Annotated in this window: 20 protein-coding genes; 9 read left to right on the forward strand and 11 right to left on the reverse strand. The window is 68.5% G+C overall.

The window, feature by feature from the left end:
• Window positions 1-8: 8 nt before the first annotated feature.
• From ACK4K7_RS10000 to ACK4K7_RS10015, 4 genes are read right to left on the reverse strand one after another with little or no spacing between them, the layout of a single operon-like run.
• Window positions 9-3170, reverse strand: a complete 3162-nt coding sequence (locus ACK4K7_RS10000) for an efflux RND transporter permease subunit (protein ID WP_431865666.1) — start codon at window positions 3168-3170, stop codon at window positions 9-11.
• Window positions 3167-4333 carry an efflux RND transporter periplasmic adaptor subunit gene (locus tag ACK4K7_RS10005; protein ID WP_431865668.1) on the reverse strand — a complete coding sequence of 389 codons (1167 nt, stop codon included), beginning with the start codon at window positions 4331-4333 and terminating at the stop codon, window positions 3167-3169. Before ACK4K7_RS10005 ends, ACK4K7_RS10000 begins: the two co-directional genes overlap by 4 nt.
• Entirely contained in the window at window positions 4320-4826 is a 507-nt protein-coding gene (gene cueR, locus ACK4K7_RS10010; RefSeq protein WP_431865670.1) for a Cu(I)-responsive transcriptional regulator, read from the reverse strand. Before cueR ends, ACK4K7_RS10005 begins: the two co-directional genes overlap by 14 nt.
• 12 nt (window positions 4827-4838) lie before the next feature.
• Entirely contained in the window at window positions 4839-7385 is a 2547-nt protein-coding gene (locus tag ACK4K7_RS10015; RefSeq protein WP_431865672.1) for a heavy metal translocating P-type ATPase, read from the reverse strand.
• 154 nt (window positions 7386-7539) lie between these two features.
• On the opposite strand from ACK4K7_RS10015, the gene ACK4K7_RS10020 reads away from it, so the two are divergent.
• From ACK4K7_RS10020 to ACK4K7_RS10030, 3 genes are read left to right on the forward strand one after another with little or no spacing between them, the layout of a single operon-like run.
• Window positions 7540-7737, forward strand: a complete 198-nt coding sequence (locus ACK4K7_RS10020) for a heavy-metal-associated domain-containing protein (RefSeq protein WP_431865673.1) — start codon at window positions 7540-7542, stop codon at window positions 7735-7737.
• Window positions 7738-7753: 16 nt separating this feature from the next.
• Entirely contained in the window at window positions 7754-8167 is a 414-nt protein-coding gene (copM, locus tag ACK4K7_RS10025; protein WP_431865674.1) for a CopM family metallochaperone, read from the forward strand.
• 38 nt (window positions 8168-8205) lie between these two features.
• Window positions 8206-8538, forward strand: coding sequence for a four-helix bundle copper-binding protein (locus ACK4K7_RS10030; protein WP_431865675.1), 333 nt, complete (start codon window positions 8206-8208; stop codon window positions 8536-8538).
• A 582-nt stretch (window positions 8539-9120) separates the two neighbouring features.
• Here ACK4K7_RS10030 and ACK4K7_RS10035 read toward each other — a convergent pair.
• A complete protein-coding gene (locus ACK4K7_RS10035) occupies window positions 9121-9495 on the reverse strand; it encodes a winged helix-turn-helix transcriptional regulator (protein ID WP_431865676.1) in 375 nt (124 codons plus the stop codon).
• Between the two features lie 114 nt (window positions 9496-9609).
• On the opposite strand from ACK4K7_RS10035, the gene ACK4K7_RS10040 reads away from it, so the two are divergent.
• The 6 genes from ACK4K7_RS10040 (at window position 9610) to ACK4K7_RS10065 (ending at window position 13077) form a co-directional block, all read left to right on the forward strand.
• Entirely contained in the window at window positions 9610-10068 is a 459-nt protein-coding gene (locus tag ACK4K7_RS10040; protein WP_431865678.1) for a hypothetical protein, read from the forward strand.
• Between the two features lie 37 nt (window positions 10069-10105).
• On the forward strand, window positions 10106-10516 hold the full coding sequence (locus tag ACK4K7_RS10045) for a hypothetical protein (protein ID WP_431865679.1): 411 nt from the start codon (window positions 10106-10108) through the stop codon (window positions 10514-10516).
• Between the two features lie 28 nt (window positions 10517-10544).
• Window positions 10545-10943 carry a RidA family protein gene (locus tag ACK4K7_RS10050; RefSeq protein ID WP_431865681.1) on the forward strand — a complete coding sequence of 133 codons (399 nt, stop codon included), beginning with the start codon at window positions 10545-10547 and terminating at the stop codon, window positions 10941-10943.
• 3 nt (window positions 10944-10946) lie between these two features.
• Window positions 10947-12104: an NADH:flavin oxidoreductase gene (locus ACK4K7_RS10055; protein WP_431865683.1), complete on the forward strand. Its 1158-nt coding sequence runs from the start codon at window positions 10947-10949 to the stop codon at window positions 12102-12104.
• 11 nt (window positions 12105-12115) lie between these two features.
• Window positions 12116-12580, forward strand: coding sequence for a hypothetical protein (locus ACK4K7_RS10060; RefSeq protein ID WP_431865684.1), 465 nt, complete (start codon window positions 12116-12118; stop codon window positions 12578-12580).
• Window positions 12581-12684: 104 nt separating this feature from the next.
• On the forward strand, window positions 12685-13077 hold the full coding sequence (locus tag ACK4K7_RS10065) for a RidA family protein (protein WP_431865685.1): 393 nt from the start codon (window positions 12685-12687) through the stop codon (window positions 13075-13077).
• Between the two features lie 42 nt (window positions 13078-13119).
• Here the strand turns inward: ACK4K7_RS10065 and ACK4K7_RS10070 are convergent, their stop codons facing one another.
• From ACK4K7_RS10070 to trbK-alt, 6 genes are read right to left on the reverse strand one after another with little or no spacing between them, the layout of a single operon-like run.
• A complete protein-coding gene (locus tag ACK4K7_RS10070; RefSeq protein ID WP_431865687.1) occupies window positions 13120-13344 on the reverse strand; it encodes a DUF2274 domain-containing protein in 225 nt (74 codons plus the stop codon).
• A gap of 11 nt (window positions 13345-13355) precedes the next feature.
• A complete protein-coding gene (locus ACK4K7_RS10075; RefSeq protein ID WP_431865688.1) occupies window positions 13356-14612 on the reverse strand; it encodes a TrbI/VirB10 family protein in 1257 nt (418 codons plus the stop codon).
• Window positions 14609-15610 (reverse strand): P-type conjugative transfer protein TrbG, encoded by a 1002-nt coding sequence (gene trbG / locus ACK4K7_RS10080; protein WP_431865690.1) that lies wholly within the window; start codon window positions 15608-15610, stop codon window positions 14609-14611. The genes ACK4K7_RS10075 and trbG overlap by 4 nt, the downstream gene beginning before the upstream one ends.
• On the reverse strand, window positions 15610-16293 hold the full coding sequence (gene trbF, locus ACK4K7_RS10085; protein WP_431865692.1) for a conjugal transfer protein TrbF: 684 nt from the start codon (window positions 16291-16293) through the stop codon (window positions 15610-15612). The genes trbG and trbF overlap by 1 nt, the downstream gene beginning before the upstream one ends.
• The gene (gene trbL, locus ACK4K7_RS10090) at window positions 16294-17607 is read right to left on the reverse strand and encodes a P-type conjugative transfer protein TrbL (RefSeq protein WP_431865694.1); all 1314 of its coding nucleotides are present in this window, start codon (window positions 17605-17607) and stop codon (window positions 16294-16296) included.
• Window positions 17604-17918, reverse strand: a complete 315-nt coding sequence (trbK-alt, locus tag ACK4K7_RS10095) for a putative entry exclusion protein TrbK-alt (RefSeq protein ID WP_431865695.1) — start codon at window positions 17916-17918, stop codon at window positions 17604-17606. The genes trbL and trbK-alt overlap by 4 nt, the downstream gene beginning before the upstream one ends.
• Window positions 17919-17923 lie beyond the last annotated feature (5 nt).

Below are 17923 nucleotides of genomic sequence, written 5' to 3' on the forward strand. Positions count from 1 at the left end.
TGTTCCTCCTACTCGGCAGGCTGCAGAACAGCGGGAGGCTCCCGCCGCCGCTGGCCCAAGCGCCGGACGAGCACGTAGCAGACCGGCGTCAGAAGAAGTCCGAACACAGTTACGCCGAGCATGCCGGTGAACACCGCCGCTCCCATGGCGCGGCGCATCTCCGCTCCGGCGCCGGTCGCGAGCACGAGCGGCACCACGCCCGCGATGAACGCGACAGAGGTCATCAGGATGGGCCGGAGGCGCAGGCGGGCGGCCTCGATCACCGCAGGCAGGGTCGGCGCGCCTCCCGCTTCCCTGTCGCGTGCGAACTCGACGATGAGGATCGCGTTCTTCGCGGCCAGCCCGACCAGCACGATGAAGCCGATCTGGGTGAAGATGTTGTTGTCACCGCCCGAGAGCCAAACGCCGACAAGCGCGCCGAGTACAGCCAGCGGCGCGATCAGCAGCACCGCGAGCGGCAGCGACCAGCTGTTGTACTGGGCGGCCAGAAACAGGAAGGCGAGCAGCACCGAGAGGGGGAAGATGAGCAGCGCCGTATTGCCGGCCTGCTTCTCCTGATAGGCGAGTTCAGTCCACTCGTAGGTGAAGCCCGGCGGGAGAGCGGTGGCCAGCACCTGCTCCATCGCCCGTGTCGCCTGGCCCGAGCTGACGCCGGGAGCGGCGTTGCCGGCGACGTCGGCAGACGGGTAGCCGTTGTACCGCGTGACGCGGTCGGGTCCGGCGCCCTGCTCGACGCGGACGAGCGCACTCAAGGGCACCATGTCGCCCGCGGCGTTCTTCACCTGCAGCGCCCCGACCGCGCTCGCGTCCTGGCGGAAGCGCGCGTCGGCTTGGAGGATCACCTTGTAGGTGCGGCCGAACCGGTTGAAGTCGTTGGCATAGATCGAGCCGAGGTTCGCCTGCAGCGTCTCGAACACGGCCGCTATCGGCACACCCTGCGCGTTCGCTCGGTCACGGTCGAGCTTCAGATCGAGCCGCGGCCCATTCGCCTCGAAGCTGCCCAGGAGGCCGACGAGTTCCGGCCGCTTGGCGGCTTCGCCCAAAACGGCCGCGGTCGCGGCAGCCAACGCCGCAGGGCCGGCGCCCTCGCGGTCCTGAATCTGCAGCCTGAACCCACCCGTGTTGCCAAGGCCCGGCACCGGTGGCGGCGGGAACACGCCGAGGAAGCCGTCCGGTATCTGCGAAAGCTTGCCCATAAGGCGGCCAGCGATGGCGTCGGCGCGAAGCTCGGGCGAGGTTCGCTCCTCAAACGGATCGAGGATGGCAAACACCACGGCGGCGTTGGGCAAGTTCGCGAAGCCGTTCACCGACACACCGGGAAAGGCGACCACGTTCGACACGCCCGGCTCCGCGAGCATCACCTCCGACATGCGCTGCACGACGGCGTCCGTGCGATCGAGGGACGCGCCAGCGGGCAGCTGTGCGATCCCGACGAGGTAGTATTTGTCTTGGGCCGGCACGAAGCCGGTCGGCGTCTGGCTGAAACCGAAGGCGGTGAAGGCGAGAAAGCCAGCGTAGAAGATCATCACCAGAGCGCCGACGCGGACCAGACGTCCGACGAGCCGGCCATACCCCTCCGCGGCGCGTGCGAATCCGCGGTTGAAGGCGCGGAATAGGAACCCGAAGAGCCGGTCGACGCCGCGCTGAAGGAGGTCCGGACGAGATCCGTGGGGCTTCAAGAGCATGCCCGCGAGCGCCGGCGACAGGGTCAACGAGTTGACTGCAGACAGCACCGTCGAGATGGCGATAGTGAGCGCGAACTGGCGGTAGAACTCGCCCTGGAGCCCCGAAAGGAACGCCGTCGGCACGAAGACGGCGGCGAGCACCGAGGTGATCGCAACGATGGGGCCAGTGACCTCGTCCATCGCCCGGCGCGCGGCCTCGCGTGGCTCCTCGCCGAGCTCGATGTGCCGTTCGACGTTTTCGACCACGACGATCGCGTCGTCGACGACGATGCCGATCGAGAGCACCAGGCCGAAAAGCGATAGGGTGTTGAGCGAGACGCCGAGAAGATGAAGCACCGCAAAGGTGCCGATTAGCGACACAGGCACCGCGACGAGCGGGATGATGGAGGCGCGCCAAGTCTGCAGGAACAAGACGACGACGAGCACCACCAGCAGCACAGCTTCAACCAACGTGTGCGATACGGCCTCCAGCGAGGCGCTCACGAAGATCGTCGGGTCGTAGGCGATGCGGTACTCGAGCCCTTCGGGGAAACCGGCCTCAAGCCGATCCATCGTACTCCTGACCGCAGACGACACGTCGAGAGCGTTGGCGCCCGGTGCCTGCAGGATCTGCATCGCGACGGCCGGCTCTCCGTCGAGTCGGGCGCGGAGCGAGTAAGCGTCCGCGCCGAGCTCGATGCGCGCGACATCGCCGAGCCGCGTCATCCGGCCGTCTTCACCGCTCTTGACGACAATCTGACGAAACTCGTCTTCGGTCGTCAGGCGTCCTTGCGCGTCGACTGCGACCTGGAAAGCCGCGCTCGCTCCAGGCGATTGCCCGACAGCGCCGGCGGCAGCCTCTATATTCTGCGCGCGGAGGGCGGCGAGCACCTCGCTCGCGGTCAGCTGGCGCGCCGCGACCTTTGCCGGGTCGAGCCAGATTCGCATCGCATACTCGCCTGCGCCCCAGACTACGACGTCGCCGACGCCGGGCAGGCGTGCCAGCTCGTCACGAACCTGAAGCAGGCTGTAGTTCGAAATGTAGAGGGGGTCGTAGCGCCGCTCGGGCGAGACGAGATGCACGACCATAAGGATGTCGGGCGTGGTCTTCTGCGTGACGACGCCCTGCCTTTGCACCTCCTGAGGAAGCCTGGGCAGCGCACGCTGGACGCGGTTCTGCACCTGTATCTGCGCGACGTCTGGGTCTACCCCTTGCCCGAAAGTCGCGGTCAGGGTCATCCGCCCATCGGTGGCGGACTGGGACGACATGTAGATCATGCCCTCCACACCAGTCAGCGCCTGCTCGAGGGGTGCTGCGACGGTCTCTGAGATAACCGATGGGCTGGCGCCCGGAAAGGCGGCAGTGACCTGGACGGTCGGCGGCGTGACCGCGGGATACTCGCTAAGCGGCAGGCGGAAGAAGGCGAGCGCGCCCCCAATCACGATCAGTACCGACAGCACAATCGCAAAGATCGGCCGGTCGACGAAGAAGCGTGGAAAGCTCATCGCACGGCTGGAGTAGAGGTGGACGCGGCGGCCGATTGCATGGGAGTCGGCTGCGGCTCGACCTCCATACCTGGACGGACGAGCCCCTTGAGAATGATCCGGTCCCCGGAGCCAAGGCCGCTTTCCACAACGCGCAGCCCGTCCACCAGCCCGCCCACTTGCACGGCGCGGTACTGCGCCACACCATCGCTGCCGACAGCCAGCACGAACCGCCGGCCCTGATCGACGCCGATCGCCTCGTCCGCAACGAGTGTGGTTGGCTGGGACGGACCGGTGTCGATGCGCACTCGCGCGAACAAGCCGGGCTTGAGCTCTCCCGTCGGATTCGGAACGACGGCGCGCACCCGCACGGTCCCGGTGCCTCGGTCGGCTTCAGGCGCGACGAAGTCGAGGCGGCCCGCGAACGGGCGTCCGCTTTCCGCTGCCAGCGCGACCTGCACGGCGCGTCCGGTTCCTGCAGGCGCCAGCTGAAGGTAGGTCGCCTCGTCCATGTCGAAGTAGAGATGCAGCGGATCGACCCGCACGATGCGGGTGAGCCGGGTCGCGCCGGCCGCATCGCCGCCCGACACGAGATTGCCGCGCGTGGCCTCGATGCGCCCGACGCGCCCGGAGATCGGCGCTATCACCTGTGTGAAGCCCAGGTCGAGTTCGGCTTGCCGCAGTTGAGCTTCAGCGGCGCGTACGGCCGCCGACTGCTGCTCGACCTCAGTCCGTGCATCATCGACAGCCCGGCGCGGTATGAACCCCTTGGGCACGAGCTCAAGCCCCCGAGCGAGGTCGCGCTCCGCCTTGGCAAGGCTCGCTCTCGCGGTTGCGAGCGCCGCATTGGCGGCGGCAACGCGTGCCAGGAACGGCGCGCGATCCAGCTGGAACAGGACCTGACCGGCGCGAACCATCGCGCCTTCCGGGACGGCTGTACTGATGATCTGACCGCCGACGCGCGGCGCCAGGTCCACAGCCTCAGTCGCCTCGAGGTAGCCCGTGAACTCCGCGCGAGGAGCTACCTCACGCACGACGACGGCCGCCACGGGCACCCGAGGCGGCGCAGTCGGCGCGGCCGCTGCGGCCTGATCCCCGCGCTCGGTGAAGATCCATGCGCCTAGCGAGGCGGTTCCGAGCGCGGCCGCCAGGCCCAGCGCTGCACCCCGCTTACCTATGCGCATCAGACTCGCTCCGCCGAAGCGCCCGGCGCTTGGCCCCAGGGCGCACCGCCTCGAACTCACCCGGCACGCCGAAGCGGCGGGGCGCAAGCTCGTCGACCGCTGGGGTGCCCGTCGCGAGGTCCTTCAAGATCGGGCAATCGGGCCGGTTATCGCCCGAGCAGCACTCCGCCAGGGTCTGGAGCGTCGCCGCCATGCCCTCCAATTCGGCGATCTTGCGCCTCAAGGCCGCGACGTGGCCGAGCGCCATTTCCTTGACGTCCGCGCTCTGGCGCGAACGGTCGCGCCAGAGGGAGAGCAACTCGGCGATGCCTTCCACCGTAAAGCCGAGGTCCCGCGCGCGGCGGATAAAGCGCAGGGTATGGACGTCGTCATCCGAATAGGTGCGGTAGCCCGCGTCGGTGCGCGCCGCCGGGCTGATGAGCGCGGTCTGCTCGTAGTAGCGGATCATCTTGGCGGAGACGCCCGACGCTTCGGCGGCTTGTCCGATGTTCATCGTCTTCTCCTCTCAGGCGTGGGCCGGCTGGGGCCTTCTGACCAGCGCTGCGGCGGGCGCGTCGGCGCCGCTGGCCTCGCTGGCAAGCGGCGCGCGAAAGCGCTTGAGGCGCAGCGCGTTCCCGAGCACGAACACGCTTGACAGCGCCATGGCGCCGGCTGCGAACATCGGCGAGAGCAGCGTCCCGCTCACCGGGTAGAGCACGCCCGCCGCCACCGGTATGAGCGCGGCGTTGTAAGCAAAGGCCCAAAATAGATTTTGGCGGATGTTGCCGATCGTGGCCCGGGAGAGCGCCACTGCGTTGGGCACGCCCTTCAGGCTCCCGGACATCAGCACGACGTCCGCAGCCTCGATCGCCACGTCCGTGCCGGTGCCGACCGCCAGCCCCACATCAGCCTCGGCGAGTGCGGGTGCGTCGTTGATTCCGTCGCCGACATAGGCGAGCCGTCCGTGCGCCCCCTTCAGCCGGCGAACCGCCTCGACCTTACCTTCGGGCAGCACTTCGGCCGCCACTTCGTCGATGCCGAGCCGGCGCGCGACCGCCTCGGCCGTTCGCCGGTTGTCGCCGGTGATCATCGCCACCTTCAGGCCGAGACCATGCAGCGCCGCGATGGCTTCGGCGGTCGTGGCCTTGATCGGGTCGGCGACCGCGAGCACGGCGGCAATCCGTCCATCGACTGCGGCATAGAGAGGTGTCTTGCCTTCGTCCCCGAGGCGCTCGGCCGTCTCCCCGAAGTGGCTCGGGTCCAGGCCGAGGCGCGTCATGTACCTGTCCGCGCCAATCTCCACATGGACGCCGCCGACAGTGGCGCGGACGCCGAACCCGGTGACTGACTCGAAGTCTGTCAGAGCCGGAAACGGCAACCCCTGTGCCTCGGCCGCCGCAACGATGGCGCGAGCGATCGGGTGCTCCGACTTCTCCTCTACAGCGGCGATTTTCGCGAGCACGTCGGCGCCGTCGAACCCGGGCGCGAACTCCAGGTCCGTGAGCGTCGGCTTGCCCTCCGTCAGGGTGCCGGTCTTGTCGAAGGCGACGATCCTCGCCTCTTTGAGGAGCTGCAGCGCCTCGCCTTTGCGGAACAGCACGCCAAGCTCCGCGCCCCGGCCGGTGCCGACCATGATGGAGGTGGGTGTCGCCAGACCCATGGCGCAGGGGCAGGCGATGATCAGCACCGCGACCGCGTTCACCAAGCCGAACGTCAGCGACGGCGCCGGTCCTAAGAGCAACCAGACGAGGAAAGTCGCGGCGGCGAGCGCCATGACCGCCGGCACGAACCACAGGGTGATCCGATCGACCATCGCCTGGATCGGCAGCTTGGATCCTTGTGCCTGCTCCACCATCCGAACGATCTGCGCCAGCACTGTCGCCGAGCCGACGGCGGTCGCGCGAACGGTAAGCGCGCCGGTCTGGTTGACCGTGCCGCCGACCACCGCCGCCTGGGCGCGCTTCGCGACGGGCACGGGCTCGCCCGTGATCATCGACTCGTCGACGTAGCTGACGCCCTCGACCACTTGGCCGTCGACCGGCAGGCGCTCGCCCGGTCTCACCTCGACGAGGTCCCCCGATTTCACCTCGCCGACCGGCACCTCCAGAGCCAGTTCGCCCCGGCGCACGCGCGCGGTCTTGGCCTGCAGGCCGATCAGGCGCTTGACCGCCTCCGAAGTCCGGCCCTTGGCACGGGCTTCGAGCCAGCGGCCCAGCAGGATGAGCGTCACGATGACTGCGGCCGCCTCGTAATAGACATGGACGGTGCCGGGCGGCAGGAACGATGGCGCGAAGGTCGCAACCATGGAGAAGGCGTAGGCCGCCGTTGTACCCACGGCGACCAACGAGTTCATGTCCGGGCCACGCCGCAACAGCGCGGGCCAGCCCTTCTCGTGGAAGCGTAGCCCAGGACCGAACAGAACGGCTGTGGTGAGCGCGAACTGCAGCCACCAGCTCGTTTGAACGCCGATTGTGGTCGCGACCGCCCTGCCGAACGCCGGCACGAGGTGCGACCCCATCTCGAGCAGAAACACCGGCAGGGTCAGCGCGGCTGCGACGAGGAGGTCACGTCGCAGTGTCGTCTCTTCGGCCGCGCGGCGCTCAGCCTCCGCGTCCGGGTCAGTCTCCGATCCGCCGAGTTCGCGTGCGTCGTAGCCGACTGCTCCGACCGCGTCGATTAGGGCAGCCGGCTCGACCGCGCCCGACACCTCGACCCGCGCGCGCTCCGTGGCGAGGTTCACACTCGCAGCGCGGACGCCGGGGATGGCTGCGAGAGCACGCTCCACGCGCCCAACGCAGGACGCGCATGTCATGCCCTCGATCGCGAGATCGACCGCTCCGCCCCTGACTTCGTAGCCGACGCTCTCGACTGCTTCGACCAACGCGCCGCGCGCCACGGGCGCCGCCAGCGTCACGGCCGCGCGCTCGGTGGCGAGGTTTACGGACGCGTCCGCGACCCCGGGCACCGCCTTCAGCGCTCGCTCGACGCGTCCCACGCAGGACGCGCAGGTCATGCCTTCGATCGCCAGCTCTGTCCTTGTTCCGCTCAGGCGAGCGGCGGGGAAGTTGTCCATCCGACCACTCCTTTGTCGTTGCTTGGAGGTCAGATGCGGCTTCCAACGGTGGCAAGGTCAAGGGCCAAAAAACAGTGAGGCGAAACCTCTTGACCTTCCAACGGTGGCAAGCCCCAAGTCGTGCAGCGACCCGGAACTTGAAGAGGAGGTCGCCATGCAATTCCGTATCGACAACATGACCTGCGGCGGGTGCGCTCGCGGCGTTACCAAGGCGGTCCAGTCCATCGATCCACAGGCGGAGGTCTCCGCCGACGTGCCCGCACGCCTCTTAGAGGTGCGCTCAGAGCGTCCGGCCGCGGAGATCGCGGCGGCGCTGGACAAGGCTGGCTTCCCGGCCGCGGTCCAGGGCTGAACGGAAGGAGCACGCGATGAAGAAGAACACCCTCATCCTGACCGGCATCGCGTTGACCGCGGCGGCCGGTCTCGCCTTCGCCCAGATGCAGAAAGGACCCGACGACATGCCGAGCGGCGCACACGCTATGTCACACGGGAGCGCTCATGCGACCACGCCATCTAGCGATCCGGTGATCCGCGCCTACCAGGCCACCAATGACAAGATGCATGCCGACATGGCGGTGGCATTCACGGGTAACGCGGACGTCGACTTCGCCCGGGCAATGATCCCGCACCACGAGGGCGCCGTCGCCATGGCGCGGATCGCACTGGAGCACGGGCGCGACCCGGAGATCCGCCGCCTCGCCGAGGACGTGGTTAAGGCGCAGGAGGCCGAGATCGCGACGATGAGGAGCTGGCTGGCGCGGAACGAGCCCCCGCGCGGCTGATCACCTTGCCTTGGACCGCTGACTGGAAGGGACCGACGATGCACAAACTGAACGATGAGATGCGCGCCTGCATCGAGGCGTGCCTGAGCAGTCATTCCGCCTGCTACGGCATGGCGATGAACCACTGCCTGGAAGCAGGCGGCCGGCACGTAGAGCCGGCGCATTTCCGGCTGATGATCGAGTGCGCCGAAGCTTGCGCGACAGCGGCCCGCTTCATGATGATTGGTTCGGAACGGCACACGCAGATGTGCCGCCTCTGCGCTGATGTTTGCGAAGCCTGCGCGGCAAGCTGCGAGGCAACCGGCGACATGCAAGAATGTGTGGTTGCCTGCCGTCGCTGCGCGGAGCACTGCCGTCAGATGGCCGCTTGATCGGTCTCGGGGGGTCAGCACCGCCCGGCCCGGCACCCCACTCGGCGCTCGGGCACTCGACCCCGAAGGCCTTCGCCCGGAAGGTCGCCGAAGCCCGGGAACTCGCATAGCAGGCGGACCAAAGATCGGGGCAAGACCAATCATCGCCGGACTCTCGTAATGGCTGGATGAAAGGCCGACGTCAGGTCAGGTCAACAGCATCGCGGTGCGGGGCAGGCCGGTAGCTGATGCTACGCGGCGGTTCTATAGTAGTACAAACGGCAAAATATATTCGTTATGTTTATCGTGCACGGGGCGCGATTTCACATTGGATGACCCAAGTGCCTGTTAGGTGCGGACACGACGGGGCTTCGCCGGGGTAAGCCTTCGCACCCAACAAGATATCTGGTCGCCTTCAGGTGTTCGGTAGCTCCACACATGATCGCACGGACAGCCAAATCATCGCGTCCCGAGATGCGGTACTGGCTACCGTGGACTAGACGCGCGGGATTCAAAATCCGCCGTAGCAATACGTGTCGGTTCGAGTCCGACCGCCCGCACCAAATCGACTTACGAGCGTAGGCTCAAACATCCCTTTTCTTCTCAAGCCGCTCGGTCGAACGCACCACGGGCTTTCTCGACCTCGTAGTAGTTGTCGACCACCCACTGGTCCAGCGCCGCCACCACCTTGCCCAGCGAACGTCCGAGCTCGGTCAGCTCGTACTCGACGCGCGGCGGCACCTCTTGGAAATCGCGCCGGACCACGAGCCCGTTGCGCTCCATGTCGCGCAGGGTTTGCGTCAGCATCTTCTGCGACACTCCCGCTAGCGCGCGGATCAGCTCCCCATTCCGCTTCGGACCGTCGGCGAGCTTGGGCATGAGGAGCAGGGCCCATTTATCGCCGACCATTGCCAGCACCTCGCGCGAGGGGCAGGCGGCGTCCCAGGGGTTCGGAACGAGGCGTACGCGTTCGGCCATGACTTTCTCGATAGTTACCGACAGGTGCGTACTTTACCATTGGTGACGGAAGGCGCAAGTCTCATCGCGTCGGGGGGGAACAGACCCCGGAAGACATCGATGGAGATCGTCACCATGAACAGAGCACTACCCGCCATGGCCGTTCTTGCGGCGCTGGGCGCCACCGCCCCCGCCTTGGCCCAATCCCCCAGCTGTCAGCCTATGGGCGGCACCGCCATCTTCGAGGCAGTGCCAGGCACCGGCGGCTTCATGGTCGCCATGTCGGGCGACTTCGAAGGCGGCGTGTTCGCCCGCGTCATCGGTGAGCCGCGCCAGCTCGGCAACGGGCGCACGGGCTACGACCTCGAGCATTTCTTCGCCCGCGCGGATGGCTCGACCATCTCGACCAAGGACGAGAGCGTGTGGGTCACAGTGCCCGGCGACGACCGGGTGCTAGCGGCCACGACCTACCGCGTGCAGCGCGCCACCGGCTCACTTCAGGGCTCGACCGGCGAGTTCCGCTCCTGGGGCTCGATCAACGCCAAGACGGGCCAGGGCGTGCTCCGCTTCTCGGGCGAGATCTGCCGCCGCTGAGCGGCCCGACCCACCCCCGACCTCAAGGAGACCTAAGATGACCAAGCGCTTTACCATGGGTGGCACCGCCACCTTTGACTTCGTCGAGCCCATCAACGGCTATGTCGTCGCGATGTCCGGCGACTTCGACGGCGGCGTGTTCGCCCGTGTCGTCGGCGAGCCACGCGTCGAGGGTGCCAAGACGTACCTCGACCTTGAGCACTACTTCATCCGCAAGGACGGCTCGACGATCCACACCCGCGACCAGTCGGTGCTGACCGCCATCGAGGGCGAGGCGCGCGTGCTCGCGGCCACCACCTACCGCGTTCAGAAAACCACGGGCGCCTTTGCTGGGATGACAGGCAAGTTTCGCTCCTGGGGATCGATCGACACCTCGAATGGTCAGGGCGTGCTCCGCTTCTGGGGTGAGATCGCCGATGCCGAATCCCAGCTGGCCGAAGCGGCCTGATCCGCCCCCCCTCAGAAGGAAACGCTTTATGCGCATCGAACGCATCCGGACGTCGCCCGACCCCTACGAGCCCTACCTGCTCAGCCAGGGGCTCGGGATCGGCGACCTCATCTTCATCTCAGGGCAGGCGGGCTACACCGATGCCGGCCCGATCATCGAGGGCGGCTTTCGCGCGCAGATCGATCAGGCCTTCGCCAATCTCGGGCGCGCCTTGGAGGCGGGCGGGTCGAGCCTCAGAAATGTTGTCAAGGTGACGATCTTCGTCACGGACATGGGCCATTTCGGCGAAGTGGTCGAGGCGCGGCGTCGCCACTTCGCTGAGCCGTACCCGGCGGACACCATCGTCGAGGTCAAAGGCCTCTATACGCCCGAAGCCATGATCGAGATTGAGGCGATCGCGCTTCGGTCCGCGGCGCGGGAGGGCTGAGCCATGACCCGGAACAACGCTGCGCCGCTGGATGCAGGCGCGACGATGGAGAATTCTCTTTTCCAGCATTTCTCCCTGGGTCCGCTCCGGCTGACGAACCGCGTCGCGGTCGCGCCAATGACCCGCGTCAGCGCCACGTCGGACGGCCGCGCTACGCCGGAGATGGCCGACTACTACGCCGGCTTTGCCGCCGGCGGCTTCGGCCTGATCTTCACTGAAGGCGTCTACACGGATAAGGCCTACGCTCAGGGGTACCTCAACCAGCCCGGTTTGACCGACGCCGACCAAGTCGCCGCTTGGCGAGCCGTCACAGATGCGGTGCATGCGGCAGGTGTGCCGATCATCGCGCAGCTCATGCACGCAGGCGCTCTGGCGCAGGGCAACATTCACCGTGCCGACACGATCGGGCCGTCCGCCGTGCGCCCGGTGGGCAAGCAGATGGCCTTCTACGGCGGCGAGGGTGCGTACCTTCTGCCCCGTTCAGCCAACCTAGACGATCTTGCCGAGGTGATCGCCGGTTTCGCCGCGGCCTCCGTGAACGCACGCGAAGCCGGATTCGACGGCGTCGAAATTCACGGGGCGAACGGCTACCTGCTCCATCAATTCCTGAGCGAGGACGCAAACCTCCGCGATGACGACTACGGGGGTTGCACGGCGGCGCGGGCGCGCCTGACCGCGCAGGTCATCGCAGCAGTGAGACGGGCGGTCGGTCCAAGCTACCCTTTGGGCGTCCGCGTGAGCCAGTCCAAGGTGAACGACTTTGGTCACCGCTGGTCGGGCGGTGTGGTCGACGCCGAGACGGTGTTCCGGGCTTGTGCAGAAGTCGGTTCGGACTTCATTCACACCACCCAATTCGAGGCTTGGGCGCCCGGATTTGGCGAGGGCACGCCGACCATGGCCGCCATGGCGCGGGCCGCGACGGGGCTACCGGTGATCGCCAACGGCAGCCTGCATGACCCCGGGCGGGCGCGCGATCTGCTCGCGTCCGGCGACGCCGACCTCGTCTCGCTCGGGCGCGGCGCTCTTGGTGCGGCTGATTGGCCCGACCGGGTGCGCGCGGGCCAGTCGCCCGAGCCGTACGACGCGGCGGTTCTGCAACCCCGAGCGACACTCGCCAACGCCGACGCGTGGCGGCGAGGGCGCGCCGAGACGACCTCGTGACGGAGGCCGACATGCTTGAAACGGAGCGTAGAGCGATCGAGTCGCTGATCCGCTCGCAATTCGCGGCCCTTGCGTGGGGCGGCGGACGAGAGGCGGACTGGCCGGGCTTCGCGTCGGGCTTCCTCGCCGGAGCGACGCTCTACCCGGCGGCGCGGCCTGTCAGGCCATGGACGGTCGACGGCTTTGTGCGACGCATGCAAGATCTTGCCGCCGACGGCGCGCTGAGTAGCTTCTCGGAGCGACCGCTGGGCATGGAGGTGCTCTGCTTCGGCAACGTCGCGGTGGCGCTGGCCGGCTGCGAGATGCGCGAGAACAGCGCGGCGACCACCCACGACGTCAACGCCGTGCTCCTCGTTAAGAGCGACGAGGATTGGCGCATCGCCGCCCAGGCCTGGGACGCCGTACGCCCTGAGTCACCGCCTCTTCAGAACTGGCGTCTTGGCAGCTTGCGTACCGAGAACGAGGAACGGCCGTGAACCGCAGATGCCATCCTTATCCGCGTGGTCTTCTGGTGGCCGCCCCCTTCATCCTTGCGGTGCTCTCGACGAGCCTCCCCGCGCTAGCTCAGGACGATCATTCCATGCCCCGAACCCTTCACGCTCAAGACGTCGCGGTGCCGCCGGTGCCGGCGCTCACCTCCGGGCTCGTCGACGGCTCATACCTCCACGTCACAGGCCAGCTCGCCTTTGACCCGACGGTAGGAGGCATTCCTCCGGGACTGGACGCGGCCGGTCAGACGGAGGTCATCATGGGCCGGATCGACGCCCTGCTGCGCGCCGAGGGGCTCACGACCGCCGACCTCGTCAAGGTGACCATCTTCGTCACCGATCCAGCCGACATTCTGGCGATGAACGAGGTTTACACCCGCTGGGTGAAGGAGCCATACCCGGCTCGCTCCACCATCGGCGTCGCCTTTCTGGCGCTGCCGGGCGCCAGGGTCGAGATCGAGGGGATGGCGCGGCGCGGCCGCTAAGATCCGTGCATGCTCCATCAACTCTCGTTGAACAAAGCCGACTCAATATCCCGCTGATCCGCGCCGGGCCTTACCAAACGCCCGATCCGTAGCCATGAACCGTGCCAGCATGGGCGCGACCAGTTTTGATGGCTCGGCTGCTTGACCGGTTTCCACGGCGAGAGCTTCTGCATAGGCGACCAGATCACGATGAACGGTGGCCGGGAGCTCGACGGTGAGCCGCACCGGCTTATCATCGACGAGAGGGCCGAGTTTCAGCTTCGCCATGTCAGCTCTCCTCAGCCGGACCAGGGCTCGAGCACGAGATCGCGGGTCAGGATCACCCGCACCGGGAAACCTGGCCTGACGGTCAGGGTCGGCTGAACGTTCAGCGATCGTCCGACCAGTTGCCGGCCGACCTGGCTGATGCTGTCCGCGCTGCCGCGCCGGATCGCGCGGATCAACTCGCTCTCGTCGGCGCCGGTCCCGGCTTCCGACCCGACCGCAAGCAGTGTGGAGATCGCCGCAGCCCGGAAGATCTGGCCCCAGTGGTTGTCTACCCCGTCTTCGAGACCGGCGAAGCCTGCTGCGTCCGCGCCGGGCTGGCGCTCCAGCACGACCGAGCGCCCGTTCGGCATGATGAGCCGGGTCCAGACGAGCAGCGCGCGGCTCTGCCCGAAGGACACCTGAGCATCGTACTGGCCGATCAGCCGCGCGCCCTGCGGGATCAGGAGCGTTCGCCCCGTCGGCCCGTCATAGACGTGCTCCGTGACATGCGCCGTGACCTGGCCCGGCAAGTCGGAGCGAAGACCGGTGATCAGGGCGGCGGCAATGACCGCGCCAGCCTGCACGACGTGCGGACTCGCCGGCCCCTGCACGCGATCGGCACTCACGGTGCGACGGTTGGCGGGCCCGTCCAGGAAGGCGAGGCGGCGCTCGTTGTCGGTCGGCAGGGGCTGCGGCGAGCCGAGAGCGGGCAATCCGAACGGGTTAGACAGCGCCGGTAAGCTGGTCTCTTGCCCATCACCCGCCTGCTGCACGGGCGAGCCCTGCGACCGTGTTTCGGCCGCGAACAGGCGACTGGCGCGCGCCGCCTCCATCTCCTGGGCGATGCGTCGACGCTCCTCCGCCAAACGCTGGGCTTCAGGATCGACCGGCGCTGCTGCGGGCGCGGCTGGCACGGGGGCGCCCGGCATGGGACCGGGCTGGACGCCGGCGTCAAGCATCGGCCGGCCGAGATCGCCGGGAAGCGGCGGTCCGAGCTGAGGGACGTTCCGCGGAACGCCCGCATAGTCCTGCGGCAGGCGGGCGAGCCCGTCGGCCGTCGTGCGGTTCTCGGTGTTGTAGAGCTCGGCCGGCGCTTCCGGCCGGCTCGTCTGGAGCGCCCAGATCAGCGCGCCCCCGAGCGCCGCGGCCGAAATGCCGGCGAGCAGGCCGAGCACACGTCGGGACAGGCGCACAACGCGCGGCCGCTCGGGCCGCAGCCGGAGCTCGGCGGCGACCTCCCGCTCCGGCCGCGGCGCGGCCGGCCGCTGCTCTTGCTCGTCGGCGCTCATGACGCGGGCCGCCCATCGGTGCGCACGATGCGCACACGCCGCTGGCGCTCGCCGCCGAGGCGCAGCTCGGCCCCGCCGAACAGGCGGTCGACGACCATGTAGCGGCCGCGGACGCGGTAGTTGACGAGCTCGGCGCCGCCGCCTGAGCCGATGATCCAGAGCGGCGGCATCTCGCCCTGGCCGATGCCGGCCGGGAACTCGATATAGACCTGCCGCCCGTCGTCGAAGGCGCGTAACGGACGCCAGGCAGGCCGGTCGCCCTCGATCGCGTAGCGGAAGTTCAGGTTCTCGATCGCCGGCAGGGTCGAGGTCGCGACCGGCTGCGCCGCGTCCGCCGCGTTCTGGCGGCGAAGGGCGATGAGCGTGTCCTGCGGGTAGGACCAGGAGACCGAGGCCATGTAGGTCCGCTCGGCCGAGCGCAGCTCGACGTGGTAGGTGCGCCGGTCGGTGTTGATGACGAGATTGGTCTGGAGGTCGGGCCGGGTCGGCTTTACGAGTATGTGGACGCGCCGGGTCGGGCCGGCGCCGCTCTCCGTGTCGCCGATGATCCAGCGCACCGTGTCGCCGGCCGCGACCGGGCCGGAGCCGACCAGCTGTTCGCCGGGCTGGAGCGCGATGTCGGTGACCTGCCCGGGTGCTGCGTAGACCTGGTAGAGCGCGCCTTCCGAATAGGGATAGACCTGGACGGCGTTGAAGTAACCGGTGCGCGATGGCTGGACGCGGGCGACGCTGTTCGCCGCCTCGACGCGCGCACGCGGATCCGCGGGCTCCGGGGGCGCGGTGCGCGCCGGCGGCACGCGCTGAAGCTGACCCGGAAGAGGCAGGGGCGTGGGCACGGCCACGATCTCGACGGGTCTCGGCGGCTCGGGCGTCAGCACGGCGGGCTGCGGGGTCGCGGCTTCGTCGTACGCGATCTCGGGCGGCGTCCAGTCCGTGGTCGAACAGGCGCTAAGGGCGGCGGACGCCAGCAGCGCCGCAGGCAGGGTCAGGCGGCGCATCAGCCGAGCTCCTTCGACCAGTTGAGGGCATGGACGTAGACGCCGAGCGGGTTCTTCCGCAGCCGCTCGACGTCGCGCGGGGTCTGGATCGTGACGGTGAGGATGGCGGTCCACCGCTCCGTGGCGGCGAGCGACCCGTCGACATAACGCCGCTCCACCCAGGCGACGCGGAACGAGTCGGGCGAGGCGCGGATGACCGAGGAGACCTCGATCGCGCGCTGCTCCTTGCCGAGAAGCGCGAACGGGTCGTTGGTGCGCGCGAAGTCGTTCAGCGCCAGGGCGCCGCGGTCGGTGGTGTAGTCGTAGGCGCGCAGCCAGTTCTGGCGGAGCACGATCGGATCGGCCGGCACGCCGCGGGTCTGCTCGATGAAGCGCGCGAGGTGCCAGGCGATCTGCGGGTCGGTGGGGCGATAGTCGGCGTCGGCGGGGGCGATCGCCTGCGCTTGACCCAGCCGGTCCACCTGCACGACCCAGGGCACGATGGTGCCGGAGGCCGATTGCCAGACGAGGCCGGCAGCCAGCCCGGCCGAGACGAAGAGCGAGCCGACCGCCATAAGGCGCCAGTTCTTCGCCTGGACGCGCGCGGAGCCGATCCGGTCGTCCCAGACCTGGGCGGCGCGCTGATAAGGGGTCTCGGGCTCGGGCGTCTTGCCGTAGCGGATCGAGGCTCGCTTGAAGAACATCTATTCTCCTTCCCGGACACTGACGGAGGTTCCCGCGCCGCCGCCGTCACCCGAGCGCAGCGCGTGAGCGGCGGTCTGGACACCGTGGGCGGCGGACTGGCGGCGGCGCATCGACCTAGCCCAGGCGGGCTCGCCGGACGCAGCGGCGCCGTCGTTCGCAGACGCGGAGGCGGCGGCTCCGCCCGAGGCGGTCCCGCCGGTCCTCTCGAAGGCGGCGCGGCCGCCGCGCTGGAAGTCCTGGCGCAGCGTGTCGGCGGCGCGGCGCAGCGGGCTCGTCGCGGCGGACGCGCCCGCCTTTGCCACGCCGGACAGGCCGCCAGCGACGCTGCCGCCGCTCGCTTGGGCGCCGAGCTGGTAGGCGGTGGACGCGCCACCGGCGACAGAGGCAGCACTTCGGGCGCCGCCGCCCGCCGCCCCGGCGACACCGCGCGCGACGAGACCCGTGGCGGCAGCTCCGGCCATGACCGCGCCACCGGCGGCGAGGCCCGTGCCGACGGCGGCGCCGGCGCCGAGCTGCGGGCCGCCGGAGACGATGCCGTTGGCGATGCCGGGCGCGAAGATGCCGAGGCCCAGCAGCGAGAGCGCGGCGAGCACCAGCGCCATCGCGTCCTCGATCGTCGGCTCGCCTGTGAACCCGCGCGTGAACTCCCCGAAGAGCGTCGAGCCGATGCCGACGATGACGGCGAGGACAAGCACCTTCACGCCGGAGCTGATGACCAGCCCGAGCACCCGCTCGGCCATGAAGGCGGTCTTATTGAAGAGCCCGAACGGCACGAGCACGAAGCCGCAGAGCGTGGCCAGCTTGAACTCGATCAGGCTGATGAAGAGCTGGATCGCCAGCACGAAGAAGGAGAGCAGCACGATCCCCCAGGCGAAGAGCAGGATCGCGATCTGGATGAAGTTCTCGAAGAAGGAGACGAACCCCATCAGCCCGGAGATCGACTCCAGGATGGGCCGGCCGGCTTCCAGGCCGGTCTGCGCAATGCGGCCGGGGCGCAGGAAATCGGCGGCCGACATGCCGGTGCCGGACGCCTGGAGGCCGAGTCCCGAAAAGCTCTCGAAGACGATGCGGGCAAGCGTGTTCCAGTTGCCGATGATGAAGGCGAAGGCGCCGACGAACAGCGTCTTCTTGACGAGCCGCGCGAGGATGTCCTCGTCCGCGCCCCAGGCCCAGAACAGGGCGGCGAGCGTCACGTCGATGACGATGAGCGTCGATGCGAGGAACGCCACCTCGCCCTGGAGCAGGCCGAAGCCTGAATCGATGTAGCGGGTGAAGACCTCGAGAAAGCGGTCGATCACGCCCATGCCGTTCATCGGGCCGGCTCCTTTCCTTCGGTGGCTGGACGGCCGACGAAGAACCGGCGCCGGTTCTCGGCCCAGGCCGCGCGGCACGTCGGATCGTCGAGCGCCGCCTGGCCCATGCCGTTGCAGCGGTGGAGCGCGGACTGGAGCGGATCGGCTGGGCGCTGGACGACCGCCGGCACGGGTCGGGCGTCATAAGTCGCATCGACGCCCGTGAGCCACGCCGCGACGGCGGACAAGAGCGCGCCGACGGCCATGACAAGGACGACCCGGCGGCCGTTCGGCCCGTCGTTCAGTCGCTCCCGCATGGCCCGGCGCAGCATCGGCT

It is taken from the genome of Allosphingosinicella sp., assembly GCF_046295735.1.
Classification (GTDB): Bacteria; Pseudomonadota; Alphaproteobacteria; order Sphingomonadales; family Sphingomonadaceae; genus Allosphingosinicella.